Source organism: Halalkalibacter lacteus (assembly GCF_036663595.1).
Classification (GTDB): Bacteria; Bacillota; Bacilli; order Bacillales; family Bacillaceae_D; genus Halalkalibacter; species Halalkalibacter lacteus.
Window position 1 is genome coordinate 1 of sequence record NZ_JAWRVL010000028.1, and the last position, 26,143, is coordinate 26,143.

The 26,143-nt window shown below is 38.3% G+C and carries 27 protein-coding genes; 20 read left to right on the top strand and 7 right to left on the bottom strand.

The window, feature by feature from the left end; translation table 11 throughout:
- Positions 1-233 precede the first annotated feature (233 nt).
- A complete protein-coding gene (locus SAZ04_RS17270; RefSeq protein WP_332697528.1) occupies positions 234-1,505 on the bottom strand; it encodes a BaiN/RdsA family NAD(P)/FAD-dependent oxidoreductase in 1,272 nt (423 codons plus the stop codon).
- Positions 1,506-1,879: 374 nt separating this feature from the next.
- Between SAZ04_RS17270 and SAZ04_RS17275 the strand changes: the two genes are divergently transcribed.
- The 5 genes from SAZ04_RS17275 (at position 1,880) to SAZ04_RS17295 (ending at position 7,735) form a co-directional block, all read left to right on the top strand.
- Positions 1,880-3,520: a putative polysaccharide biosynthesis protein gene (locus SAZ04_RS17275; RefSeq protein WP_332697530.1), complete on the top strand. Its 1,641-nt coding sequence runs from the start codon at positions 1,880-1,882 to the stop codon at positions 3,518-3,520.
- Positions 3,521-3,909: 389 nt separating this feature from the next.
- Positions 3,910-5,064: a putative lipid II flippase FtsW gene (gene ftsW / locus SAZ04_RS17280; protein ID WP_332697532.1), complete on the top strand. Its 1,155-nt coding sequence runs from the start codon at positions 3,910-3,912 to the stop codon at positions 5,062-5,064.
- A 35-nt stretch (positions 5,065-5,099) separates the two neighbouring features.
- Positions 5,100-6,284 (top strand): rod shape-determining protein RodA, encoded by a 1,185-nt coding sequence (gene rodA, locus SAZ04_RS17285; RefSeq protein WP_332697534.1) that lies wholly within the window; start codon positions 5,100-5,102, stop codon positions 6,282-6,284.
- Positions 6,285-6,345: 61 nt separating this feature from the next.
- Entirely contained in the window at positions 6,346-7,038 is a 693-nt protein-coding gene (locus SAZ04_RS17290; RefSeq protein WP_332697536.1) for a hypothetical protein, read from the top strand.
- A complete protein-coding gene (locus tag SAZ04_RS17295; RefSeq protein ID WP_332697538.1) occupies positions 7,025-7,735 on the top strand; it encodes a pseudouridine synthase in 711 nt (236 codons plus the stop codon). The genes SAZ04_RS17290 and SAZ04_RS17295 overlap by 14 nt, the downstream gene beginning before the upstream one ends.
- 42 nt (positions 7,736-7,777) lie before the next feature.
- Here the strand turns inward: SAZ04_RS17295 and SAZ04_RS17300 are convergent, their stop codons facing one another.
- Positions 7,778-7,996: a DeoR family transcriptional regulator gene (locus SAZ04_RS17300; RefSeq protein ID WP_034744682.1), complete on the bottom strand. Its 219-nt coding sequence runs from the start codon at positions 7,994-7,996 to the stop codon at positions 7,778-7,780.
- A gap of 299 nt (positions 7,997-8,295) precedes the next feature.
- Here SAZ04_RS17300 and pepV point away from each other — a divergent pair, with 299 nt between their 5' ends.
- A complete protein-coding gene (gene pepV, locus SAZ04_RS17305) occupies positions 8,296-9,720 on the top strand; it encodes a dipeptidase PepV (RefSeq protein WP_332697543.1) in 1,425 nt (474 codons plus the stop codon).
- Positions 9,721-9,807: 87 nt separating this feature from the next.
- On the opposite strand, the gene cysK is transcribed toward pepV, so the two are convergent.
- Complete coding sequence (cysK, locus tag SAZ04_RS17310) at positions 9,808-10,743, bottom strand: cysteine synthase A (RefSeq protein WP_332697545.1); 936 nt, start codon at positions 10,741-10,743, stop codon at positions 9,808-9,810.
- Positions 10,744-10,981: 238 nt separating this feature from the next.
- Between cysK and thpR the strand changes: the two genes are divergently transcribed.
- The 4 genes from thpR to SAZ04_RS17330 all read left to right on the top strand — a co-directional run bounded on the left by thpR (position 10,982) and on the right by SAZ04_RS17330 (position 13,152).
- Positions 10,982-11,539 carry an RNA 2',3'-cyclic phosphodiesterase gene (gene thpR / locus SAZ04_RS17315; RefSeq protein WP_332697608.1) on the top strand — a complete coding sequence of 186 codons (558 nt, stop codon included), beginning with the start codon at positions 10,982-10,984 and terminating at the stop codon, positions 11,537-11,539.
- Positions 11,536-11,904 carry a CidA/LrgA family protein gene (locus SAZ04_RS17320; protein WP_332697548.1) on the top strand — a complete coding sequence of 123 codons (369 nt, stop codon included), beginning with the start codon at positions 11,536-11,538 and terminating at the stop codon, positions 11,902-11,904. Before thpR ends, SAZ04_RS17320 begins: the two co-directional genes overlap by 4 nt.
- A complete protein-coding gene (locus tag SAZ04_RS17325; RefSeq protein WP_332697550.1) occupies positions 11,901-12,584 on the top strand; it encodes an LrgB family protein in 684 nt (227 codons plus the stop codon). The genes SAZ04_RS17320 and SAZ04_RS17325 overlap by 4 nt, the downstream gene beginning before the upstream one ends.
- A 247-nt stretch (positions 12,585-12,831) precedes the next feature.
- A complete protein-coding gene (locus SAZ04_RS17330; protein WP_332697552.1) occupies positions 12,832-13,152 on the top strand; it encodes a type II toxin-antitoxin system HicB family antitoxin in 321 nt (106 codons plus the stop codon).
- Positions 13,153-13,276: 124 nt separating this feature from the next.
- On the opposite strand, the gene purU is transcribed toward SAZ04_RS17330, so the two are convergent.
- Entirely contained in the window at positions 13,277-14,143 is an 867-nt protein-coding gene (purU, locus tag SAZ04_RS17335) for a formyltetrahydrofolate deformylase (protein WP_332697554.1), read from the bottom strand.
- A 265-nt stretch (positions 14,144-14,408) separates the two neighbouring features.
- Between purU and pulA the strand changes: the two genes are divergently transcribed.
- Both pulA and SAZ04_RS17345 read left to right on the top strand, forming a co-directional pair.
- Positions 14,409-16,556: a type I pullulanase gene (gene pulA / locus SAZ04_RS17340; protein WP_332697556.1), complete on the top strand. Its 2,148-nt coding sequence runs from the start codon at positions 14,409-14,411 to the stop codon at positions 16,554-16,556.
- A gap of 245 nt (positions 16,557-16,801) precedes the next feature.
- Entirely contained in the window at positions 16,802-17,581 is a 780-nt protein-coding gene (locus SAZ04_RS17345; protein ID WP_332697558.1) for a phosphotransferase family protein, read from the top strand.
- Positions 17,582-17,716: 135 nt separating this feature from the next.
- Here the strand turns inward: SAZ04_RS17345 and SAZ04_RS17350 are convergent, their stop codons facing one another.
- On the bottom strand, positions 17,717-17,968 hold the full coding sequence (locus SAZ04_RS17350) for a YtzH-like family protein (protein WP_332697560.1): 252 nt from the start codon (positions 17,966-17,968) through the stop codon (positions 17,717-17,719).
- A 122-nt stretch (positions 17,969-18,090) separates the two neighbouring features.
- Here SAZ04_RS17350 and trmB point away from each other — a divergent pair, with 122 nt between their 5' ends.
- Together trmB and SAZ04_RS17360 are read left to right on the top strand one after the other, a co-directional pair.
- Positions 18,091-18,732 carry a tRNA (guanosine(46)-N7)-methyltransferase TrmB gene (gene trmB / locus SAZ04_RS17355; RefSeq protein WP_332697562.1) on the top strand — a complete coding sequence of 214 codons (642 nt, stop codon included), beginning with the start codon at positions 18,091-18,093 and terminating at the stop codon, positions 18,730-18,732.
- 116 nt (positions 18,733-18,848) lie between these two features.
- Positions 18,849-19,706: a YtnP family quorum-quenching lactonase gene (locus SAZ04_RS17360; protein WP_332697564.1), complete on the top strand. Its 858-nt coding sequence runs from the start codon at positions 18,849-18,851 to the stop codon at positions 19,704-19,706.
- Positions 19,707-19,850: 144 nt separating this feature from the next.
- Here SAZ04_RS17360 and SAZ04_RS17365 read toward each other — a convergent pair whose 3' ends face one another.
- Positions 19,851-20,156, bottom strand: a complete 306-nt coding sequence (locus tag SAZ04_RS17365; RefSeq protein WP_332697566.1) for a PepSY domain-containing protein — start codon at positions 20,154-20,156, stop codon at positions 19,851-19,853.
- 181 nt (positions 20,157-20,337) lie between these two features.
- On the opposite strand from SAZ04_RS17365, the gene SAZ04_RS17370 reads away from it, so the two are divergent.
- Together SAZ04_RS17370 and SAZ04_RS17375 are read left to right on the top strand one after the other, a co-directional pair.
- A complete protein-coding gene (locus tag SAZ04_RS17370; RefSeq protein WP_332697568.1) occupies positions 20,338-21,411 on the top strand; it encodes a M42 family metallopeptidase in 1,074 nt (357 codons plus the stop codon).
- Positions 21,412-21,570: 159 nt separating this feature from the next.
- Positions 21,571-22,092, top strand: coding sequence for a DUF84 family protein (locus SAZ04_RS17375; protein ID WP_332697570.1), 522 nt, complete (start codon positions 21,571-21,573; stop codon positions 22,090-22,092).
- Between the two features lie 329 nt (positions 22,093-22,421).
- On the opposite strand, the gene SAZ04_RS17380 is transcribed toward SAZ04_RS17375, so the two are convergent.
- On the bottom strand, positions 22,422-22,862 hold the full coding sequence (locus SAZ04_RS17380; protein WP_332697572.1) for a YtoQ family protein: 441 nt from the start codon (positions 22,860-22,862) through the stop codon (positions 22,422-22,424).
- Positions 22,863-22,986: 124 nt separating this feature from the next.
- On the opposite strand from SAZ04_RS17380, the gene SAZ04_RS17385 reads away from it, so the two are divergent.
- The 4 genes from SAZ04_RS17385 to SAZ04_RS17400 all read left to right on the top strand — a co-directional run bounded on the left by SAZ04_RS17385 (position 22,987) and on the right by SAZ04_RS17400 (position 25,931).
- Positions 22,987-23,496 carry a hypothetical protein gene (locus SAZ04_RS17385; RefSeq protein WP_332697574.1) on the top strand — a complete coding sequence of 170 codons (510 nt, stop codon included), beginning with the start codon at positions 22,987-22,989 and terminating at the stop codon, positions 23,494-23,496.
- Positions 23,497-23,516: 20 nt separating this feature from the next.
- The gene (locus tag SAZ04_RS17390) at positions 23,517-24,545 is read left to right on the top strand and encodes a PTS sugar transporter subunit IIC (protein WP_332697576.1); all 1,029 of its coding nucleotides are present in this window, start codon (positions 23,517-23,519) and stop codon (positions 24,543-24,545) included.
- 28 nt (positions 24,546-24,573) lie between these two features.
- A complete protein-coding gene (locus SAZ04_RS17395) occupies positions 24,574-24,897 on the top strand; it encodes a thioredoxin family protein (RefSeq protein WP_332697578.1) in 324 nt (107 codons plus the stop codon).
- A 239-nt stretch (positions 24,898-25,136) separates the two neighbouring features.
- On the top strand, positions 25,137-25,931 hold the full coding sequence (locus SAZ04_RS17400; protein WP_332697580.1) for a DUF1444 domain-containing protein: 795 nt from the start codon (positions 25,137-25,139) through the stop codon (positions 25,929-25,931).
- Positions 25,932-26,143: the final 212 nt, after the last annotated feature.

The following is a 26,143-nucleotide window of genomic DNA, read 5'->3' on the forward strand; positions in this document are numbered from 1 at the left end:
TTATTGGATTTTAGAAAGAAAGATAAAGGCATAAGAGAAACCCCACTTGAAAAAGTGGGGTTTCTCAACAATCTGAAAAGACTTACATATGTAAGTCTTTTATACCTGTATATATTGTGAATAAGATTGTGGATAACTCAATATATACACATGTGAATATGTTGAGTTAGTGTGAATTTTGTCGGATTTAATAACGTGATGGGGAAAATTTCCCGTTGTGGATAATGTGGATATTATTTGTGAACAACTTGTTCTGCCGCGGATTTTCCTGCTGTGTACCCTGTAGAAAAAGCAACAGTAATATTATACCCCCCTGTATAACCGTGAATATCAAGCACTTCCCCACAAAAATACAGTCCTTTTTTCTTTCTGGAATGCATGGTTTTTGGTTCGATTTCTTTAATGGAGATTCCACCACCTGTGACGAACGCTTTCTCAATCGAGAGCGTACCATTGACGTCAATCTCAAAATGCTTACAGATCGTAACAAGTGATCGCCAACTCTCATGAGAAACAGTAGAAGCTGGCGCTTGTATTTCAAGATTGAGCTTTTCATAAATAAACAGTAAGAAGCGCTCGGTGGCAAACCCCTTTAGTAAGTTTTTCATCGACTTTTTCGGTTCAACTTTCACTTTCGCAAGCAATTGTTGAAAAAGTACCTCCTCTGATAAAGAAGGAAAAAGATCGATTTCCATTCTAATCGTTTTCGTTTTGAATTTCTTCAATGCTTTGACAACATATTGACTACACCTTAACGCTGCAGGCCCGGAAATTCCAAAGTGTGTAAAGATCATATCGCCATCGTGTGTTATAATTTTCTTCCCCTTTGGGTTAAAAACCGTTAATTCAATATCGCGTAATGACAATCCTTGCAATGTTTTGTTACGGATAAATGTTTCGTTGGAAGTTATCGGTACTTCGGTTGGGTAAAGTTCTGTAACGGTATGTCCCGCTTTCTGTGCCCAAGGATAACCGTCGCCAGTACTACCGGTGTGCGGAACTGATTTTCCTCCAGTGGCTACTATAACAGTCTGAGTAGGGAGACGTTCACCATTTTGTAATACCACTTCATTTACTGCGTCTTCTGTATATTGAATCGTTTTAACAGCAGTATTTGTCCGAATTTTTACTCCGAGCTCACGAACCCGATTAAGTAGCGTTTCAACAACTGTTATAGCTTTATCGTTAATAGGAAACATGCGACCACGATCTTCTTCCTTTAGGCTGATCCCCAATCCTTCGAAAAATTGAATTATATTCTCATTATTGAAGACAGAAAAGGGACTATGCATAAAACGTCCATTTCCTGGAATATGAGCAATTAATTCCTGGATACCCATTCGGTTTGTTACATTACAACGTCCTCCACCTGATATGGCAAGTTTGCGTCCAAGTTTATTTCCTTTATCAACTAGAAGAACAGTCGCACCATGTTCAGCAGCGGCAATGGAGGCCATCAGACCTGAAGGCCCTCCACCGATAATTATTACGTCATATGTCTTCATTTCCTTCACCTCTATTTTTCTAACAGAGCTAGTTCAGACAAAGGCTGTTTTCCTTTATTAAACTACCTCGAAGCAATGTTTGGTCGATTGTTCTACCTTTTGAATAATCTCTAACTTACAGTACCATTTTTCGATAAAAAAAGGAATTCGCTCATAGTTCGAGCAACTAGGTCTAGACTATGGTAAAATGCAAAAGGAGTTCAGATTCACCTTAAAAGGTTTAGATTAATGAATGATAAATTGAATGTATAACATATAAATAGGTCTAGAGTATAAGCGCCTCCATAGCTGATGTCGAATCGGAAAGAACGATCTGTCATCAGTTATTCCGGGTGAGAGAGGTCAAGTTTTTCTAAAATCTATTGAAGGTAGGAATGGGTGTGGCGGATTCGAAATTAATGCGCGGGACGATGGTGCTGACCGCGGCTACTTTTGCTTCAAAAATTTTAGGTCTTATATATATTTTTCCGTTTACCGCAATTGTTGGTCAAACAGGAATTGCGCTCTATTCATATGGGTATTTGCCATATACGGTGTTGTTGAGCTTAGCGACCTTAGGAGTACCGCTTGCGGTGTCTAAATTTGTATCAAAGTATAATGCATTAGGAGATTATCGAACAGGGCATAGGTTGTTTCAATCCGGTTTGCTATTTATGTCTATATCTGGACTTATCGCTTTTCTTGCTTTGTTTTTTTCGGCACCCTATATTGTCCCTTTGATTATTGAGAATCCAACAGAGAATGGAAATTCTTTTGAAGATATTGTGTTTACGATCCGAATGGTAAGTGTTGCGTTAATTGTCGTCCCGATTATGTCCATCATTCGCGGTTACTTTCAAGGATTTCAATCAATGGGACCGACAGCTGTTTCACAAGTGATTGAACAGATCGTTCGAATAGTGTTCATTCTTGCTGTAACGTTTTCCATTGTTAATGTTATGGAAGGAAGCCTTGGAGTAGCAGTAGGGTTTGCGACATTTGGGGCATTTGTGGGGGCCATTGGTGGACTTACTGTTCTTATGATTTATTGGTTTAAAAGAAAGAAGTATATTTATGAGCAGATCGAACAAAGTACAGTTGATCATCAACTCCCTCTAAAAAAGATGTACAAAGAATTAATTGCGTATGCTTTGCCATTATCATTTGTTGGACTTGCCATACCACTTTATCAATTAATTGATTTGTTTACTTTTAATCGGGCATTAATCGGTTCTTTCATGAACCAAGCAGAGTCAGAAGTGGCGTTTGCTGTTTTTTCTAACACTGCGCATAAAATTATTTTGATTCCAATGGCGCTTGCAACGGCGCTGTCAATAACGCTTGTGCCAACGATCACGAAGTCTTTTACAACAAATGATACAGCATTACTACAAAAACAAATTACACAAACATATCAAGTGATCTTATTTTTGACGATTCCAGCAGCTGTTGGAATGTCCGTACTTGCCTATCCTGCATTTGGTGCACTTTATGGGATGAAAGATTTAGAGGTTGGAGGCTATATTTTACGTTATTATGCTCCGATTACCTTATTTTTCTCTCTTTTTGCTGTAACGGGAGCAATATTACAAGGAATGAATAAGCAAAAGTATGCAGTTATCGCCCTTGCAGCAGGACTTCTTATAAAGCTGTTGACTAATGCATGGCTCCTTGCCGTTCTCGGACCTATAGGCGGAGTGTTAGCGACCTATCTTGGATACACCATCTCTATCATGATTACAGTATGGGCGATTGGTAAGTTTGCTGAGTTTCATTACAGGTTAATTGCAAAGCGTACTTTATTAATCAGTATATTTACTATTGTCATGGCTAGTGGTGTAATGATCGTTAATACCGGAATGCAAAATCTCCTTCCTATCACATCGCAACTACGAGCTTTTCCTTCTTTATTTGTTGGTGTTATTGTCGGAGCAGTTATTTATTTGTACTTAGGGTATCGTTCTAATTTAGCAGGACACGTACTTGGGAACAGATTCCTATTTTTACAAAAAAAGAAACAACGACAACAGGAATAAAGCGAGGAAATGTTTAGTGATATTTTTAGTCGCCCTCTCTAGCTAAAGCGAAACGGAAGAAGCGTTCTGACATCAGCTGCTCCTGATGAGAGCTAAGTATTTGAGAGAATAGAGAACCTAAGACTTTCGCCTGAGTTTGTCTTAGGCTGAGGATGAGCGTAGGAGATAAGTAATATTTCTCATGGGGGGACCTTGCAAGAGTCAAGCTCTTCTGTATTTCGACAATGGTTGGCAATGAATGCCTCTTTTGCTTGCATATGTCGTTTGATATAATAAAAGAGACTGTTCAAAACAGTTGAATTGCTGAACGAAGGTGGAAGGTAAACTTGTCTTCTACTCTATGAACGATAAAATCAAGTTTTGAATGTTATGATAGAGCGGGGGGCGCGATGAAGTATTCATTCCGTAAAGATAACGACTGGTTATTAATTATCACGACGTTCCTGTTAGCAGGATTTGGTTTGGTGATGGTATTTAGTGCAAGCTACGCAATGGGAATTGGACAGACCATCCCTAACGCGTATGCTTTTATACAACGACAGCTTTTATGGTTTGGACTGGCTGTCTTTGCTTTTATCATTGTTATGCATTTTCCTTATCGGTTTTATAGAAAAATGTCACCACTCATTATTTTATTATCGATCATTTTGCTCTTTTTGGTTTTATTACCTGTCATTGGGCATGAAATTAACGGTTCGCAACGTTGGATACGAGTTGGACCGATCAATTTTCAACCTACAGAATTAGTGAAAATTGGAATAATTATTTACCTTGCACAAGTGTATTCGCAAAAACAAGCCTACATCGATCAGTTTGTAAAAGGGGTTATGCCTCCATTAGTTGTAGTTGGCTTTGTTTTTGGGTTAATCATGATGCAACCTGATCTTGGTACAGCAACGTCTATTCTTATCGTGACGTTTTTTCTTGTCTTTTTCTCAGGGGCAAAATGGAGACATCTCATTGGACTAGGGATGGTCGGGATCACTCTTTTTGTTGTGTTTGCTTTATCTGCTCCTTATCGAGTGAAACGCCTAACCTCGTTTCAAGATCCATTTGCTGACCCAACAGACACTGGTCATCAAATCATTCAGTCGTATATTGCGCTGGCACATGGAGGGCTTAGTGGAACTGGATTAGGACAAAGTGTTCAAAAGCTCTTTTATTTACCGGAAGCTCACACTGATTTTATTATGGCTGTTGTGGGAGAAGAATTAGGTCTTTTCGGAGTCTTATTTGTATTAGGGGCACATAGTATTATTTTAGTTCGTGGTGTCATGATTGGGTCTCGTTGCAAAAGTCCATTTGGTAGTTTACTTGCATTTGGAATTGTGTTTCAAATCGCAGTCCAAATTATTTTTAATGTTGGTGCAGTTACTGGGATGTTACCTATAACTGGAATTACACTACCGTTAGTAAGTAATGGTGGATCGTCATTATTTTTTACTCTCGTCTCATTGGCGATTTTAGCGAACATTTCGCGTAATAACATCCGACAAGAAAGACTGAAAGAACACAAGGAAGAAATGCAGCTTTCGGCTTCATAAATGCTTGAAGCTGCTTCTTATAGATGGAGGAGACAATGGAAGAACGGAAATCGGGCTTTCAACAGATTGATTATACGCTACTCTTTTTGTTGTTTGTGCTCATGTGTTTTAGTTTATTAGCGATTTATAGTGGTTCTGGTCAATATTTTAGTGAGGACCCAACCTATTATGTTAAGCGTCAAATTATTTGGTTTGTGGTCGGAATTATGGTAATGGTTGGGGTCATGGTAATCGATTATGATTTATTTAAAAACTTTTCTATTCCTCTTTACGGAATAGGAATTACGTTCCTGTTACTTGTTGCCTATTCACCTTTGGGGGTTTTTCGGAACGGATCACAACGCTGGCTTGATTTTGGTCCTGCGGAAATTCAGCCGTCTGAATTCATGAAGATCTTTCTTATTGTAGCATTAGCTCATATGCTGTATATAGTAACGATAAACCGAACCAAAAAAGATATACAATCTGATCTAATCATTGTTGCAAGAGTCTTTGCAATTGGGTTACCACCTTTTTTCTTAATTTTACGACAGCCTGATTTAGGGACCGCGCTAGTCATTGCGAGTATTATGGCCACGATGTTGTTAATGTCTGGTGTTGCATGGCGAATTCTCTTATTTCTTGGTTTAGCTGCAATTGGTGGAATTATGTCACTTGTTTGGTTGCATAATTATAATTTTGAATTGTTTACAAAATTCATTGCATCGCATCAGCTTGACCGAATATATGGTTGGATAGATCCTTATGAACACCAAGGTAGCTTTGGCTATCAATTAGTGAATGCCATGAGAGGAATTGGTTCTGGCCAATTACAAGGAAGTGGCTTCATGCAAGGAATCCAAACACAAAGTGATCGAATTCCTGAGATTCATACTGACTTTATTTTCACTGTAATTGGAGAAGAGTTTGGTTTTATTGGTGCAACGGTACTATTGGTTACGTATTTTTTATTATTTTATCGGATGATCATTATTGCGTTAACTTGTAACAATTTGTTTGGAACCTATTTAATTGCAGGAGTTATTGGCTTACTTGTGTTCCAAGTTTTCCAAAACATAGCGATGACAATTGGTTTAATGCCAATAACGGGCTTAGCACTACCCTTTATTAGTTATGGAGGAAGTGCACTTTTGACAAATATGTTAGCGATGGGAATTGTTCTCAATGTTAATATACGAACAAGGCACTATATGTTTGAAACCGAGGACTCAAGTTTGTAAGAGTTGTTAATCACGTTGATTACCAGCTCTTTCTTTTTATTTTGAGAGGAGGCAGGATAGAATGAAATTAGTGGTTGGATCAGGTCGTCTTGCTAGCATGTTACTTGAGGTACTAAAAGAAAAGCAGGAAACGTATTTGTATGGACGAAATCAACAAACTGTTGATACATTGTTACAGCAGTTTACTGATGTTCAAAAAGGAGAGAAGACGTTCTTTTCTGAAATGAAATTTGTTTTCTTGTGTTTACCAAAAAGTGGTTATGAGGAATTTTTAAAGGGAAATGCTGCCCTTTTTTCAAACGACGTGACAATTTATCATATGGCTACAGCTGTTGATGAATGTGACGTGAAAAAATGGAGCGGTGGAAGGAAAATAATTCCGTTAAAATTAGCAGGTCATGCAAATGTCGTGAAAAAGCAATTAAAAGGGTTATTCGCGATACCTCCACAATATCAAGAAGAACGATCAACACTCAGTAAGTGGTTTCCTTCAATGGACATTGTCATTGCGCAAGAAGACGAAGTATTACTTGCGAACCAACTAGGAACAGAAGAAGCGATAAGGATGATTTTGCTTTTAAATGAAAGGATGATACAGCATAATCTTCCTGAGCTGATCATTAAACAAACGTTTGATCAAACGGTTCATGGTGTGATTGATGCTTATCAAAGCAATGATTTAGGGGGATTTGCTAGAAAGATTGCAGATCACTTGCAACAGAAAGGTGAGAGTAAATCGAATGAGAATGGATAAATTACTCGCAAATATGGGATTTGGAACGCGAAAAGATGTAAAAAAGCTGATGAAATCAGGGAGTGTCCATGTGAATGGAGATGTCGTAAAAGAAGGAAAGCTTCATGTGGACACGGACCAAGACATGGTAACGGTTTACGGAGAAATTGTAAAATACAAACCTTTCATTTATTTAATGCTTAATAAGCCACAAGGCGTTATTTCTGCGACGGAAGATGCTCAGCATGAAACGGTTATTGATTTGCTATTATTCGAGCACGAGATGTACGAACCTTTTCCTGTCGGTCGCCTTGATAAAGACACAGAAGGATTGCTTCTCATTACAAACGATGGACAATTTTTGCATTCGCTTATGTCACCGAAAAAGCATGTAACGAAAACGTATGTTGCCACGGTTCGCGGAGAAGTGACAAATACAGATATTGATTTATTTAAACAAGGTGTCACTCTTGATGATGGCTATGTTACAAAGCCAGCAGATTTATTCATTCAAAAGCAAGGGGACGTGTCTGAAATCGAATTAACGATTACGGAAGGAAAATACCATCAAGTGAAGCGAATGTTTGAGGCAGTTGATAAGAAAGTACTCACCCTTAAAAGAACAAAAATAGGGAAGCTCACACTTGATCCTGAACTAGAATTAGGGACCTACAGAGAATTAACGGAAGCAGAAGTAGATTTACTCCTCCCCAAATAAGAAACCAAGGCTTCTTGTTAAGCCTTGGTTTCTTATACATCTTTATGAAACTCGAGTTTTCTTTTTAGTAACACTCCACTTGCCACGTGTAGGACTTTCAACAAGTTTGTTGTATTCTAGTACGTTAAGGTCACGTTGAATGGTCCGTTGGGTTATGCCGAATTCTTCAACTAATTCATTCGTTGTGACGGTCCCCCTTTGTTTAATGTAAAGGTAGATAGACTTGATACGAGTCAGCATACGATCAGTTGAAGTTTTCAAAAAACCACTCCTTATTCATAATCATGACTAGTTCTTAAGTAGAGTCTATGTAATGGCATGTTAGATCATGTATGTCATTACGGCTGAAGAGGGTACCATATTTCTCACGCTTTAAAAAGGGGGATGACCGTTCTGCTTCTCCCACTTCTAGTTGCTTTTTAAATGTGGGAAAGGTAATGTTGTAAGTAATTCAAATGAAGCTTGGTTCATTCCTCGTTGTATACAGTTTACAATAATTCAAACAACTATGCAAAAACGTTGTACGATTATTTCTCGTGCAAATACGAAAGGTGATGTGAATGTCAATCATAAATTGGACGAAAGAAGTAGACAAAAGAAGAGATCAACTGATCGAGGAAACACAGAATTTTTTGCGTATTAACAGTGTTTTAGATGAATCAAGCAGTAGCGAGTCACATCCATTTGGAACAGGAATTGCGGAGGCTTTGAACTTTTTATTACAAAAAGGTGAACAATATGATTTTTTTGTAAAAGATATAAATGGATATGCAGGCGTTATTGAACATGGCAAGGGAGAGGAAAGTGTCGGCGTTTTATGTCACATAGACGTAGTTCCTGCGGGTGAAGGGTGGACATCTCCTCCTTTTTCAGCTGAGATTCGAGATAATCGTATATATGCACGTGGTGCAATTGATAATAAAGGTCCTACGTTGGCAGCTTTTTTTGCTTTGGCTATTGTAAAAGAGTTAGAACTTCCTTTATCAAAACGTGTAAGGATCATTATTGGTACAGATGAGGAAAGCAATTGGCGATGTGTTGATCATTACTTTAAACAGGAAGAGATGCCAACGGTAGGTTTTGCCCCAGATGCTGATTTTCCGATAATCCATGCGGAAAAAGGGATCACTGATGTAACGTTCAATTGGGGGCAAAGAGATCCTTTTGATTCAACCAAAGTTCCATTACACCTTAGTCGATTTCAGGCTGGAGAAAGATTTAATATGGTACCAGATCAAGCACGGGCAATGATAAGCGGAGAACAGGAGCAATTGGAAAAAGTAGAAGAGCGTTTCAGAAGTTTTCGTTTCAACAACAAACATAATGGTTATGCTCAATTTGAAGATCGTTTATTAATTCTTTCGTATGAAGGAGTGGCTGCTCATGGTTCGACTCCAGAGAACGGTTTAAATGCAGGAGTATACTTAGCTCAATTTTTATCAACTATCCCCTTTCAAAAAACAGCAAATGATTATCTTGAATTTATTGTTAAATATTGTGATTATAACGGTGAGGCACTTGGCATAGCAGCCTATGATGATGTTTCTGGGGCGTTGTCGATGAATGCCGGTTTGTTTGATTTTGATGAAAGTGGAGAAGCGAAAGTAGGCTTTAACATTCGTTATCCTGTTACCGCTTCTGGAGAACAATGTATAGAAAGATTAAAACAAGTTGCACAAACAAACAACGCCGTTTTTACAGTTCATGATCATATGGGTCCTAACTACGTTAATGAAGATCACCCGCTAATTCAAACGCTACAAGCTGTTTATAGACGCCAAGTGGGCGAAGAGCCAAAGTTATTAGCGATTGGTGGGGGGACGTATGCGCGTTCACTTAAGACAGGTGTCGCATTTGGACCCATGTTCCCGGGGCGTGAGGATGTTGCTCATAAGAGAGATGAATATATTGATATTGACGATCTATTGCGCATGACAGCTATTTACGCTGAAGCCATTTATGAATTGGCAAAGAGTGAGATTTGAATAATGGTTTTTTCGCTGAAAGTAGTGTAAAAAAAGGTTTGCCTCCGATCAAGTGGGGACAGACCTTTTGCTTTTAGTACATGTTACTTATTTATCAAACTGAAACAAATCAGTCGATAAATATCGTTCGCCAGTATCGCATGCAATCGCAACAACGACATCATTTGGAGTAAGGCGTTTTGCTACTTCCATTGCTGCAAAGCAGGCAGCGCCAGAAGACGGTCCAACAAGGATGGCTTCTTGTCTTGCTAACGCTCTTGTCACGCGATAGGCATCTTCATCTTCTATTTTTAAGATTTCATTATAAACTTCTTCATTTAAGATGGGTGGAATAAAGCCAGGACTTGTTCCGACTAATTTATGTGGTCCAGGCTGTCCTCCAGATAATACAGGAGATCCTGCAGGTTCGACTACATGAATGGTACTATTAGGATAAAATTTCCTAAGTTCTTCACCTGTGCCTGTGATCGTTCCTCCAGTCCCAGAAGCAGCTACAAAAGCAGATAATGGTTTCCCAATTTCATCAAGTGCTTCTTTAATTTCAAGAGCTGTCGTAAAGCGGTGTGCATCGGGATTCGCAGCATTCTCAAATTGCATAGGCATAAAGCTATTTGGAATGTCAGTTACCAGTTGATGAGCTTTTTCAATGGCACCTGGCATCTTCTCGTCTCCAGGCGTTAAGATTACTTCAGCTCCATAAGCCTTTAACAAGTTAATTCGTTCTAGTGACATCGTATCAGGCATAACAAGGATCGCTTTATACCCTTTTGCAGCAGCATTCATGGCAATGCCGATACCGGTATTGCCGCTAGTTGGTTCTATAATTGTCGCACCAGGCTTAAGGAGGCCATCTTTTTCCGCTTGAATGATCATGTTGTAGGCAGCACGATCTTTTACACTCCCGCTTGGATTTTGCATCTCCATTTTTAAATAAACGATTGCTCCATTTGGATTAGTTATTTTGTTTAGACGGACAAGGGGTGTTCGTCCAATTAAATCAGCAATATCATTTACAACTGTCATAGGTACACTTCCTCTTTTATATATAATACAATCATTTTATCATAGAAAAAAACGGATTTCCTATTCGAGGTTGTGCAAAAAGGGACTGTTTTCCCCTTTTTGCACAACCTCAAATCAACGAGAGCAGCCATAGCCTTTAAAAGCAAAAAGGACGGTTTAACTTGGTAAAGATTCCATTTGAGTAAAATAGGGGATTCTGGTTTACTATAGAAACATGGAAGAAGGGAGCAGAGTGACGATGCAATCTCATTATTTTCTAGCAGTTCCTTTACCGAAATCACTGAAACAAAAATTAAATGAAACAATTATTAAAAAGAAACCATTTACATTTAACCGTTGGGTACATGAAGAAGATCTTCACTTAACGCTTGTATTTCTCGGAGCTTGTACGGTGAAACAGTTAGAACAAATAAAAATGAGAATGGATTCATTGCTTTCTAATTGGACCTCTTTTTCTCTAGAACTATCAACGTTAGGGACATTTGGTACGAAAGAAAGACCAAGAATTTTCTGGATAGGAGTAAAGAATCAACCACGATTAGTATCGTTGCAGCAAGAGATTTTTGCACAATGTGAAAAAATTGGTTTTTCCCTTGATAAAAGGGCATTCTCACCGCATATAACTCTAGCGAGAAAGTGGATTGGACAAAGAGAATATCACGCTAATATGGAAAAAAAGATAAAAGCGGATGATCAATGGGATGTAAAGGAAATCATACTTTATAAAAGTGTTTTGACAGAGGAACCTAAGTACAAAGTAGAAAAGTCATTTCAATTTGGCGGGGTTTCAAGATGAAGATTATTACTCTGATCCTTCATGTCGCACTTTTATCTATTTTTTATTTTGTTGGCGTTTTGATTCAGAACAAGTTTGCATTAGCGATACCAGGCAGCATTATTGGGATGCTGCTTTTGTTTCTTGCTCTCTTAACTAAGGTATTACCAGTTCGCTTAATTGAAGAAGGTTCATCCTTTATTTTACGGCATATGCCTCTTTTATTTTTACCGGTTACGGTTGGAATTTTGCAATTTCTAGATGTGTTTAGTGGGCTAGGAATTCTATTAATCTTTATAACTCTTATTAGTACGGTTATCGTCATGATTGTTACTGGCTTTCTTGGAGAAAAACTAGCAAATAAAAAGGAGGTGGATAAGAAATGATGGTAGTAACTGCCATAGGATTTTTTTTTCTAACGATCGTCACGTATTTAGCAGCAAAAGCATTTTATAAACGTTATCCTTTTCCGTTTACTCTACCGTTACTCATTTCAACCATCATCATCATTATTATTTTACTCCTTTTTCAAGTTCCCTATGATACCTATCATAGCGGAGGAAGGTGGTTAGAGTACTTGCTTGGACCAGCAGTAGTAGCACTCGCTTATCCTTTATATCGACAATTAACTATGTTAAAAAGAAACTTCCTAGCCATTTTCATAAGTGTAAGTGCGGGTGGTGTGGTAGGGATTATGAGCGGGCTGCTATTTGCTAAATGGTTAGGGATTGAACAAGACCTAATTTCTTCACTCGTTCCCAAATCAGTTACGACTCCAGTAGCAATGGATATTGCCTTAACCATTGGTGGAATTCCCCCTTTGGCTGCTGTTCTAGTCACAGTAGCCGGGATTGGAGGAGTAGTACTTGCCCCGTATGTATTCAAAAGGTGTAAGATTGTAAGTGAGTTTGCAAAAGGAATTGGAACAGGAAGTGCAGCTCACGCAATTGGTACAGCTAAGGCTTTAGAGAACAGTGAGGAAGAAGGAGCGGCAAGTTCTATAGCTATGACACTTAGTGCTATAATTGTTTCGATAATAGGACCGATTCTTGTTTTATTTTTTTGATTCAAAAGGTAAAAGACGCCTCTTTTTGAGAAAGTGAAATGGCTTCAATCGCTGGGCGCATGCTATGAGAAACCAGCTCATAGCGTGCTTAAAAGATGGCAGCGACTCCGCTCATTACTTAGAGTTTGTTCAAAAAAGTAAAAACCGTTCCTTTTTGAAGTTTGTAATCACTTGCTAATAACCGTATAATAGCCAATGCGCCCAAAAATAAGACATGTAACAAATATGATGAGAAAGGAGCGATAGGTTGACCAAAGAGAATAGACCATTTTACGAGGAGTATAGGCCAGAACAGTTCATTTGGAGAGTTCGGAAAGTCTACAATTGGATGGGGGGATTTGAATTTATGATTGCATTGGATCAATTAGAAGGATGCGAGAGTTTTGGGGAAACGATGAGAGAAGCAAAAGTCGGACTTGAAGAATCGTTGCATCTTTGGATTTACACTCACGGACAACAGCAATTACCTGATATTCGTAAAGGGGCCCATCTCATTTATATGGATTCGCCGATGGAAATAGAAGAATTTGAATACATAAATTACGAATTAAAAAAGCTGAAAGGCTAAAATGCAATACAATAAGATAGTAGTAAAGAGACAGCAACATGAGAGGGGAAATGGCTCCGAATACAAATAGCCTGCTAAAGAGTAACCGACTCTTAGCAGGCTATTTAAAAGGTGCGATGACTTTCTAAAATACTACTGTTTTATTTCCGTGTACGATAATTTGATCATTGATATGCCATGTTACAGCTCGAGCTAGAGCAATACGTTCAACGTTTCGACCAGCTACTTTTAACTGCTCTGTTGTGTACCTATGGTTTACCCGTAAAACATCTTGTTCAATAATGGGTCCCTCGTCTAAATCATTTGTCACATAATGCGCTGTTGCTCCGATTAATTTAACACCGCGTTCAAAAGCTTTTGCATAAGGATTAGCTCCTATAAATGCTGGTAAGAATGAATGGTGGATATTAATAATTCGTTTTGGAAAAGTACCGACAAAGTCAGGGGAGAGAATTTGCATATATCTTGCTAGAACAATAAAGTCGATATTGTGTTCATGAAGTGTTTCGACGGCTTTTTGCTCTGCTTCCTTTTTTGTCGATTTCGTTACTGGAATGTGAAGAAATTTTATCCCATATGCTTCTACTTGTTCTTTTAAGTCTGGATGGTTACTAATGACAAGGGGGATATCAACATCAATCTCTTTCGCTCGCCATTTCCATAGTAATTCAAACAAGCAATGGTCTTCCTTCGAAATGAAAATAGCCATCTTTTTTCGGCGAGATTCTAATTCCATTCTCCAGTCCATTTCAAACGAATTAGCTATTTCTGTAAAGGCTGTACGAATGAGAGAAAACTCATATCCATCTTCAAATAAGTCAAATTCAATCCTCATAAAAAACATTCCACCAGATGGGTCAGTAGAGTACTGGTCAGATTGAACAATATTTGCCTTGTACTGATGTAGGAATGTTGAAACAGCAGATACTATGCCAGGTTGATCAAGACAAGAAATTAACAATCGCGCTCGTGTGTTCGTCGTAAAATTCATGTAAGTTCCTCCAAAATTCAATCAATGCCTTTCCAATAAAAAAATACTAAGTTGATAACTTGAGCTGACGAATGGTTTCGTGATCATGCTCATAATGATATACAATGATACTACATTTAGTTTTGAAATAGGAAGCACTAACAATCAACCAACTAAGTTGAGAGTGTTACAATGCTCAAAGTGAAAAGTTACTGACTGCTTGTGATCTATAACATTTATTTAAAACAATTACTATTTCGTATGAAAAGGAAAGGGGCTGTCATCATTGAAGCAAAAAAAGCAGTCATTTGTCAATTGTCGATTAAAGTCAGCTGAACTTGTAAACGTTGACATGCTACGTGTTAGTATAGAAAGTTCTCATGCATTTGATGAAAATAACTGGTTTGTTTCAAATCAAACTGGTAAATGGCCACTTGTGTTTACTTTTACAAATGGTTATATAGTTGAATTACGTTTAACAAATCCGTACCTATTTAGTGAAGAAAATTACGTTGTACACGGCGATGAAGTTTGTTACATCGAAGTAACAGACGTAGTACGAACGGAAGCTTTTGATCAACTTTTTTATTATTCGGGTGATGATTTAGGAGTTGTGTATTCACAAGGATTAACAACCTTTGCTATTTGGGCTCCAACGGCTACAAAAGTTAATGTTTTAACCTTTTCAACATGGCATGAGGATAAAGGAGAGATTCACGCTTGTTTTAGAGATGAGAAAGGAGTTTGGAGAACTGAACTTTCCGGTAATAAGGAAGGGACGTGGTATCTTTTTGAAGTGTATGTTAATCAAGAATGGCGTAAGGTTGTTGACCCATATGCGAAGTTTTTAGGGGTGAATGGACAAAAGGCGATGGTAGGAGACCTTAAGAAAACAGAATTATCTGATTGGCCGATTCTAACACCTTTGCAATCGAACAATGATGTCATTATTTATGAGCTTCATATTAGAGATTTTACAATCGGCCGCAACAATGGAATTACCCACAAAGGTAAGTATATAGGCTTAACAGAAGAAGGAACACTTGATCTTGACCAACGAGTAACCGGACTAGATTACTTAGAAAGGTTAGGGATTACTCATGTAGAGTTATTGCCAGTACAAGAATATGGAAGTGTCGATGAAAGTGATCGAAGTAACGAAGAAAATTACAATTGGGGGTACGATACCACTCATTTCTTTGTTCCTGAAGGTAGCTATGCAAGTGATCCGTATAACGGTTACTCACGGATTCGTGAGTTAAAGGCTTTGATAGCCAGCCTTCATCAAAGACAATTAAGAGTGATTATGGATGTTGTTTTTAACCATATTTATATCCGTGAAGAGTCGCCGTTAGAATTAATTGTACCAGGCTATTATTTTCGCTATACAGAAGACAATGAAATTAGTAATGCTACTGGAGTTGGGAATGATTTTGCTTCGGAGCGGAAGATGGCTAGGAAAATCATTGTTGATGCGATTACTTACTGGTTAACGGAATTCAAAGTTGATGGCTTTCGCTTTGATTTGATGGGAATATTAGATCTTGAAACAATGAAACAAGTGATGGAAGCAGCATCAAAAGTAAAGGAAGATGTGTTTCTGTTAGGAGAAGGGTGGGATCTTCCAACAGCGTATCCTCAAGAAAAGCGTGCGATAACAGATAATGCGAGATCTTTACAGGAGATTTCTTTTTTTCAAGATAAGTTTCGTGATGGAATGAAAGGAAGTACGTTTGAAATTAGTTCACCTGGTTTTATAAGTGGTGACAGCTTCTCAATAGATGAAATTGTCAGTGGAGTAAAAGGGAGCATGGAATTATTTACAAAGCCTCGTCAAGCGATTAACTATGTTGAAGCGCATGATAATCACACGCTTTGGGATAAGTTGAAGCAAGTTCACCCAACAGAAGATCGGCAAGTCTTACAAAAGAGACATAAACTTGCTACATCAATAGTTTTACTTTCACAAGGTATTCCGTTTTTGCATGCTGGCCAAGAATGGTTCAGAACAAAGCATGGAACCGAAAATAGCTACAACCAACCTGATTGGGTGAATCAATTTAGTTGGGAACAACGTGCTTATTTTGAGGACGCTGTTACCTATACAAGAGGGTTGATTAAGCTGCGGAGAGCGCACCCTGCATTTAGGATTGCTTCTTATAAGACAATTAAAGAACACTTCCATTTATTGTTCGTTGAATCTGATTGTATCGCTTACCACTTACGAAATCTTAATGGCATTGATCGTTGGCATGATATCATTGTCATTCATAATGCAAGCTTGGATTACAAAAGCGTTAGATTACCAAACAATAATAACTGGTACGTAGTCGTTGACGATCGTGTAGCATCTCTGATACCATTAAGCAAAATAGGAGAAGACTGTGCGTTAGTTTCACCTATTTCTACGTTTGTATGTGTGAATTATGTTTAAACTGGATGACGGTAAATAGAGAATTGCTTTTTATATACTTTTTGTAAGAAAGTCTAAGGCTACCGCTACCGCCGGAGTATGAACTTTTGTCGGAAGAGAGTTGGAATCTAAGCTCCTTTCCTTTTGAAAGTAAGCTGGTGGTAGTCAAGTTTTTCTAAAAACATATGTAATTGTCTTTAAATAAGGTATACTATTACTATTCTTTGTAAAAGAGATGGATAGTTATGAAAATGAGGGTGAATTTGGTGGAACAATTTTTAGGAGACGGTTGGAAGCTTCAACCAGCTGGAGGTGCAACAGGTGAAGCATATATAGCCCAGCAAGGTGAACAAATAGTTTTTTTGAAGCGGAATTCTTCGCCTTTTCTTGCTGTCCTTTCAGCAGAAGGAATTGTTCCAAAGTTACTCTGGACAAGGCGATTAGAGAATGGTGATGTCGTAACGGCACAAAAATGCATTCAAGGAAGAGAATTAAAAGCATATGAAATGAAAGAGAGTCGTGTAGCTGCTTTACTTTCTAAAATACATGGTTCAAGTGAATTACTTGATATGTTTAAGCGGATTGGAAACGAGCCGTTAACTCCATATGTAATTGTTGAGAATTTACGTCGTCAATTACAAACATATCAGATAGACGATGATATCATAGAACGAGGAATGGCATATTTACTTGATCAATTAGAAACGGTTCTTCATGAACACTTTGTTGTTTGTCACTGTGATATTAATCATAATAACTGGATGCTTGATGAAGATGAACACCTTTATTTAATAGACTGGGATGGTGCAACAGTATCTGATCCTGCGTTAGATCTTGGTTTGTTGCTTTATTCCTATATTCCTGAACATGAATGGGAAACGTGGCTCACACAATATGGACAAGTTCTTGATACATCATTACGCGAACGTATGCATTGGTACGTCGTTTCCCAATCCATATCAGTATTGTTATGGCATTATGGTCGAAATCAGTTCGAACAGGTTGAACAATTAAAGGAATATATTAAAAGCCTTTTTCACGAGTAAGACTCACCATTAAAGCATTAAGAGGTGAGTCTTTTGGTTTTCTTATTACTATGGTGAGGCTATACTCGATAAAGGTGGCAATTCCCCTCAGAAAAACACGATATTTCCTGAGGAATAAAATGTTATGCTGTCGAATTATTCAAGTGACAGGGCGTTAAGCCATTGTTCGACATCGTTTTGTTGAAACGGTTCGTGATTAAGTTGATGTTTTTCCTGCATTAGACCGAGCGTTTGTTGGATAACGGGTTGCAGAGTGGGATCATCTGAAAGTGTTGATAAGAGTCGCTCAATTTGTGCGGCTTCGTCAGTTGACATATAGTTTTCTGCAGCTTGGTTTTGTAATAAATCTTTAAGTAATTGCAATTTGTCATGATTTGAAATTGGCATGGGGGTAGTAGCACTCCTTAAATGAATTTTCTTATGCCTATTTTGTGCGGAAATGGCTAAAGCTATTCTACATAGAAGAGAGCAAAGGATAGAGTGGAAATATTTGAGTTGAGGTGATTGTTTTGCGTTTACGGAATAAACCAGGAGCGAAGGAAGAATTAAATCAAAATCCTGAGATTATCATTCGAAATCCTGAGAAATGTAGAGGACAATGGAAAGAGATCTTTGGTAATAATAATCCTATTTATGTTGAAGTTGGTACTGGCAAGGGGCAATTTTTAATGGGGATGAGTATGCTTCATCCAGATGTTAATTTTATCGGAGTTGAAAAATATGAAAGTGTCTTGATTACAGCAATGAATCGTGCGAAAGAATCGAGTCAGACAAATGTGAAGTTTCTTAATGAGGATGTCTCCGACATTCTAGAGTTCTTTGAAGCAAGTGAAATTGATCGAGTTTTCATTAACTTTACTGATCCATGGCCAAAAAATCGTCATGAGAAACGTCGCCTTACGTATAAAGGGTTTCTTGAAATGTATGAGCAAGTGTTAAAAGAAGGCGGAGATATTCATTTGAAAACAGATAATCAAGGGTTATTTGAATATTCATTAGAGAGTTTTACTAGTTATGGAATGACGTTACATCATGTAAGCTTAGATTTGCATCGGAGTAATATTGAAGGGAATGTTATGACTGAATATGAACAAAGGTTTTCCCGCAAAGGAATGCGGATTTATCGTTGTGAAGCAAAGTTTAGGTCGTAGAAATAGAAAAAGGATGACTACTCAGTGGTCATCCTTTTTAGTTAGTGGAAACAGGATTATGAAGACAGAGTATAGAATATTGTTATGTAGTTATTTAAAAAAGGAGGAGGGTTATAGTGGAACGTTTAGAACGTAAAAATTTAACAATTACGTGGCTTAATGGCGGGGTCACGCATATGGATGGTGGTGCTATGTTTGGGGTAGTGCCAAAGCCGTTATGGAGTAGAACGTATCCTCATAATGAAAAAAATCAAATCGAGCTTAGAACAGACCCATTACTTATTGAAAAAGATGGCTATCGCATTTTGGTGGAAGCTGGAATTGGAAATGGTCGGCTTGATCCTAAACAGAAACGAAACTATGGCGTGCTAGAAGAATCCTCTGTTGAAAAAGATCTAGCCGCGTTACAACTTACAACGGATGATATTGACTACGTGGTCATGACCCATCTTCATTTTGATCATGCTGCGGGTCTGGTAAAAGAAGAAAAGGGGAAAGATATGCCTATGTTTAAGAACGCGATCATTTATGCGTCGGACGTAGAATGGGGTGAGATGCGCGAACCAAACATTCGTTCAAAGAATACATATTGGGAGAAGAATTGGAAGGCTATTCATAATCAAGTACAAACGTTTAAAGGGGAAAAGGAAGTAATTCCAGGGCTGCGCCTCGTTCATACTGGAGGACATAGTCTAGGTCATTCCATTATCGTATTAGAACATGACGGGGAGACATTTCTCCATTTAGCTGATATCATGCCGACACATGCTCATACGAATCCACTGTGGGTGCTTGCGTACGATGATTATCCAATGACATCTATCAAGGAAAAGCAAAGATGGCAAGTATACGCAAAACAAAAAGAAGCCACTTATTTATTTTATCATGATTACAAATATCGGGCGATTAAATGGAACGAGCGAGGGGATATTCTTGATTCGATTGAACGTGAGCAATACAAATACAGTGAATAGAAAAGAAGTTGTTCAAAAAGATAAGTTCTTACCTTTTTGAACAACTTCGAAGCATTGAGCGTAGCGGCGAAACGAGAGGAGCTAGTGCTCGTCTTTAATATACAAAAAGCTTTAATAATTCAAAAAAGACATTGTACTTATCGATTAAGATTCTTGAAGGTCAAGTAATGTACCGGACTTTGTATCGACTAAAAATTCGTATTGTATTGTTCCTTCTTCAGTCGTTGTCGATAAACCCCCACGATAGACAGTATAGGAGATATTCTTACGTTTGATTGTTTCTGGAATCATATGAATCCATGAACCAGAAATGGCGTACGTACGAGAAACTGCTTTTTTCACTTCTTTTAATGCTTTTTCAGGAGAAATCTTCTCACACTTTAAGGTTGGACCGAGGAAATACCCAGCTGCTAACCCAATTCCTAACCCAGCAACAAAACGTTTTAACATGATTTACCATCCTTTCGAGCCATAGAATACTCTCACCTCTGTAGTATATCCAATAAATTATAACGGTTTCAATCTTTAGTTAACAATCATGAGAAATAAGACAACGGTGGAAATCAAAATCGGTTTCAGCTAAACTAAATATGACACATTATTTTTCGGGAATCGAAAGGAGTTCAGGGGAATGAACAATGATACAATGCAACTTTTTAAAACATTAACGGAGCTTCAAGGTGCTCCGGGGTATGAACATAATGTACGCAAGTTTGTTCGTTCGGAACTTGTAAAGTATACAGACGAGATTGTTCAAGACCGCTTAGGAAGTATTTTTGGTGTTAAACGAGGGTTAGAAGATGGTCCAAAAGTTATGGTAGCTGGTCATATGGATGAAGTTGGATTCATGGTATCATCCATAACAAAAAATGGACTCATTCGATTTCAAACATTAGGTGGTTGGTGGAGCCAGGTTCTTCTTGCGCAACGTGTACAAATTATGACAGATAATGGTCCAGTAATTGGTGTGATAGGGTCAACTCCGCCACATTTACTTGAAGAAACACAGCGTAAGAAGCCCATGGATAGTAAGCAAATGTACATTGATATTGGCGCTGATGATAAAGAAGATGTAGGTAAGATTGGTGTTAAACCTGGTCAACAGATTGTTCCTATCTGTCCATTTACGCCGATGGCTAATAATAAGAAAATACTAGCGAAGGCATGGGATAATCGTTACGGAGTAGGTCTTTCCATTGAACTTTTAAAAGAGTTGCATAATGAGGAGATTCCGAACATTTTGTATTCAGGTGCAACTGTTCAAGAAGAAGTTGGGCTTAGAGGAGCTCAAACTGCTGCCAATATGATTAGACCAGATATCTTTTTTGCACTCGATGCGAGTCCGGCTAATGATGCTATTGGTGGAAAAGATGCGTTTGGACAACTTGGAAAAGGTGCCTTGCTTCGTATTTACGACCGCTCAATGATTACGCACCGTGGAATGCGCGATTTTGTCCTAGATACAGCAGAGTCAAATGATATTCCATACCAATATTTTATTTCTCAAGGTGGAACAGATGCAGGACGAGTGCACATGTCAGGAGACGGTGTCCCATCTGCGGTAGTAGGTATTTGCTCACGTTATATTCATACAGCAGCTTCTATTGTCCATATTGATGACTATGCTGCAGCAAAGGAGTTAATTGTAAAATTAGTAAAAACGACAAACCGCAGTACAATTCAAACGATTACAAAAGGTGTTTAATAGACATTTTACTTTTTGAACTGTCTCGTAGCATTGAGTATAGTCGCTGCAAGGTTTTATAAGTTAGAAAAATATGTACTTCAAAAACAGTGAGGTTACATCATGGGAACCTAGACCCCCTTGTAGTTAACCTCACTTTTAAAAGAGGAGGCAAATACGATGATTGTTGCGATTGGGACGAAAAACCCAGCAAAAGTACATGCTGTCCAAGATACGTTAATCCGTGAGAGGCTTACGATAGTAAGTGTGAAAGTGGACTCAGGCGTTTCGGCACAACCATTCTCAGAAGAGGAGACATTGGAAGGTGCTAGGACTCGCGCTAAATTGGCTTTAACAATAACAAAGGCAGACCTTTCGTTTGGGCTAGAAGGAGGAGTTCAAGAAACGAAATCGGGATTACTACTTTGTAATTGGGGAGTGCTAGTTCATGCTGATGGAGGTGAGTGGATTGCTAGCGGAGCTAAATTCCCATTGCCCTTACAAGTAGCTGAAAAGCTGAGAGAAGGCGAAGAACTTGGAGACGTTATGGCACGCATAACGGGAGATGAGCATACACGAAAGAAAGAAGGGGCAATAGGGATTTATACAGCTGATTGGGTCAGTAGAAAAGAATTGTTTTCTCACATAGTAAAATTGCTTTATGGGCAGTACGTGTCAACAAGGAATAGCCTTCAGCATTAAATAGGTAAATATAGTGTTTGTACTAATTTCCTGGAAATGTAAATAAATTGACACAATCATCGCGATGTTGCTGACGCCTTCTTATTAAAATAAAAGTGGTAGTAAATTATGATATGAGAAGGAATGATGAAAATATCAGGTGCTGCTGTTTCTGCCGTGTTTGTTTTCGCAGGTGCTATTTGTTTAGTAAGTATTAGCATGGCAATTGGATTCTTTAAGCTAGCAGAAAATATGAATTAATCCACCTAAAAGAGGATGATTCAATGGGTGAAACATCCTTTGAATCATCCTCTTTTATTTGTAACGAAAAATCACAAAAGTACGTCCGATTATTCAAAAATATATGACAATGCTTTTAAGGCTTGTTCAGGAGTTTCAACGACGAGTTGTGCTTTGTTTGCGAGTTCTTTTAATGCATGGTGTAGTTTTTCACCACGAATTAGAATGACAGGCTTATTTAATGTAATCGCAGTAGCGGCATCCATCGCACTATTCCATTGCTTGTATTGCTCGCCAAAGTAAGCAATCACAACATCTGATTTGGAGAGCAGTATTTGTGTTCGTAAATTATTGACGGAAGATGCGGTTTCATCTCTCAATACATTAGTTGCTTGCTTGCCTAGAATTTCTTCACCAATTAGATCTGAACGGTCATGGTTTTCCATCGGACCAGTAAAAGTAAGTGGAAGATTCCATTCCAGTGCTTTTTTTCTTAATTCCTCACGCCAAGGGTTATGTATTTCTCCTGCTAAATAAACGGTTAGTTCCATCAAGAGTCACTCCTTTCCTTTGCCCCATTGTAACAGGAAACAATGAAAGTTGTCTTGTCAGCTGCCATCCTTGAGGGTATTATTATGTAGAAATGCGTATGATAAGGAAAAAGGAGTGTAACGTTTGATTACGAAAGTATGGCAAGTAGGAACAGCGCTCTGTTTTCTATTGCTTGTAGTCGGTTGTTCTGTAACAGAAGAAGAGGCTTTAGAACTAGGATATCAAGCTTTTAAAACAGGTGTTGAAAAGGAGAAGAAAGATACGAATACAGATTTAACTACGCTAGAGCTTTATTTACCTCGTGGTTTTGAAGTAATAGAAGAACAAGAATACAATCTTCGAATTCAAAATCAAGAGCAATTATTTCTTTTGTTTCATCAACCGTTGGAACTTCCTACGAGTAACATTCATTTGCAACGTGATATGGAGTTTGCTGATCGGGCGATACTTTATGAATTAATTGAAACCGACGAGCAGCTAGCATATTTAATCGTATCAAAGGAGGAAGACAGTCAGTTATTTGTTATCACGACTATTGGGGGGGCGAAACTGTCGACTCTTACAACTTATAAAGAACTAGAGGACAATATAGAGGCTATGACAGAAATTGTTCATTCTTATCGTCCTAACTAGAACGTAGGGAAGTGTTATAGGTGAAAGATTTTTTGAAAAAAAAGGGTATTGATCTTTCGTGGCGTACTTATTTTATTACGGCATTAAGTCACATGGCGTTAGGGTTATTTGCGTCACTCATTATTGGCTTAATTATAAGAACCGTAGGAGAACAAATTGTTCACTTAGGAGTAGATGGGGTAGGAGCTTGGTTACGAGAAGTAGGCGGCTTGGCTATGAGTTTGATGGGACCGGCAATCGGAGTTGCTGTAGCTTATGGCTTAAAGGCGCCTAAACTTGTTGTTTTTTCTGCTATTATAAGTGGGGCCGCGGGAGCAAGTCTTGGTGGACCAGCAGGGGCCTTTGTTGCTGCTGTCATTTCATCTGAGATTGCTAAGCTGATATCCGGAGAAACAAAACTTGATATTATTCTTACACCTCTTGTAACGATCTTGACAGGGTTTCTGTCGGCCTCTTTAATTGCTCCATGGATCCAAGCGGGTATGCAACAATTCGGTGCTCTTATTATGTGGGGGACGGAGCAACAACCGATTATAATGGGGATTATCGTTGCCACATTAATGGGACTAGCCTTAACAGCTCCAATTTCAAGTGCTGCTCTAGCAATTATGCTTGAAATTGAAGGGATTGCTGCGGGTGCTGCAACGGTTGGTTGTGCCGCACAAATGGTTGGTTTTGCCGTTAGCAGTTACCGTGAAAATGGTTGGTCCGGCCTCGTTTCCTTAGGAATTGGTACGTCGATGTTGCAGGTCCCAAATGTAGTAAAGAACCCTTACATACTCATTCCACCAACCGTTGCAGGTGCTTTGCTTGCCCCGATTGCGACAGTTGGCTTTGGGATGACGAATAATTCAGCAGGAGCTGGAATGGGAACAAGTGGACTGGTGGGACCCATTATGACGTTTACACATATGGGGTTTTCAAGTAGTGTATTAATTGCAGTTATATTGTTGTATTTTGCAGGTCCTGCAATTATCAGTTTGGCTATCGCCGAATGGATGAGGAAACGAGGAACAATTCGATTCGGTGATATGAAGATTGAGCAATGATAATCAACTTTTTAGGAGAGTGTTTAAAATGGAAAAGATTCAAAGTATCGAACAATTTAATGAAATAGCAGGCAAGGAGTCTGCAGTCTTTATGTTCTCAGCTAACTGGTGTCCTGATTGTAAAGTAATTGAACCAATTTTACCGAGAGTTGAGGCTGATTTTCCTAGTTTTTCATTTTATTATGTCGATCGTGACCAGTTTATTGATTTATGTGGAGAGCTTGAAATTTTTGGTATTCCAAGTTTTCTTGCGTATGTGAATGGACAAGAAGTTGAGCGCTTGGTTAGCAAGAATCGCAAGTCACAAGAGGAAATTGAATCGTTCTTAAGTAAGGCCGAAGCTCATTTTTAAACGGAAATAAGGGTACTCAAATTAAATTAAGTAGTTCAGGTTTTGTGGAGAAACCTGAAAAATGTTTTAGACATTACTTTAATTTACAAACGAAAAAAGGCTTGAGGTTAGAATCCTCAAGCCTTGTCTTCGGTAAAAAGTTATCCTTTCAAGTATATCTGGCGAGGACGAAGTTTCTCTAATTTGGATAGGCATTTTATTTCTGATAAAATAATAGAGATAGAAGGAGAGGATCATTTATGGAAATGAGACAGTTTCGCAAAGAGATTGAACAAAGACTAACAAGAGATGGGTGGACCATTATTTATGATCATAAGGAATCTACTTTACGTATAGAAGACGATGAAATAAAAAAAGGTGTGACTCTATCACTTAAACCACTTCTTGCAAAATGGGAACGAAAAGAGTTTGGATCTATAGATGAAGTTGTCAGGTATGTCGAGGTAGGGTTGGAAGCAATGAAAATGAAGCCGTCTATTGCTGGAAATGAGAAAAAGATCTTTCCTGTCATACGTGCTACGTCTTTCCCAACAGAAACAAAAGAAGGGTATGGCTTATTATATGATGAGCATACCGCGGAAACACGAATTTATTATGTCATTGATCTAGGGGAATCTTATACGTTAATTCAAGAACCGATGCTAGAAGAAACGGCATTTACAAAAGATGAAATTCGTGAAGTAGCGATGTTTAACGTACGCTCATTGCCTCAACCGTTAATGGAAGATACTGTAGCTGGGAATCGATTCTTTTTCTTGCGAGCAAAGGATGGGTTTGATGCAAGTCGAATTTTAGATCAATCTTTGCTAGAAAAGATGGAAAAGCAAGCAACTGGACAATTAGCTGTTGCTGTTCCACACCAAGATGTTTTAATTTTTGCTGATATTGTAAATGAAAGAGGCTATGATGTCTTAGCGCAACTTGCTCTTCAATTTTTTGGAGAAGGGCGTGTTCCCGTGACTGCTCTTCCGTTTTTATATGAGAATGGTGAATTAGAACCGACATTTATTTTGGCGCAAAGAAAGCCTAAATAGAATTTGGTCCTTTAGATAGTTCAAAAAGGGGCGATTTTCCCATTTTTGAACAACCTCTTTAAGACCCGTCATAGTAAGCTTCATTATGGTACAATAAAAAGGAGGAAGAGAGAAAGATAGAAGGAGACAGTAACAATGAATGTGTTTTACCATAATGAAGAATTGGTAATGCGTTACTATTAAAGATAAAGGACACAGAGCTTGATCGTCGT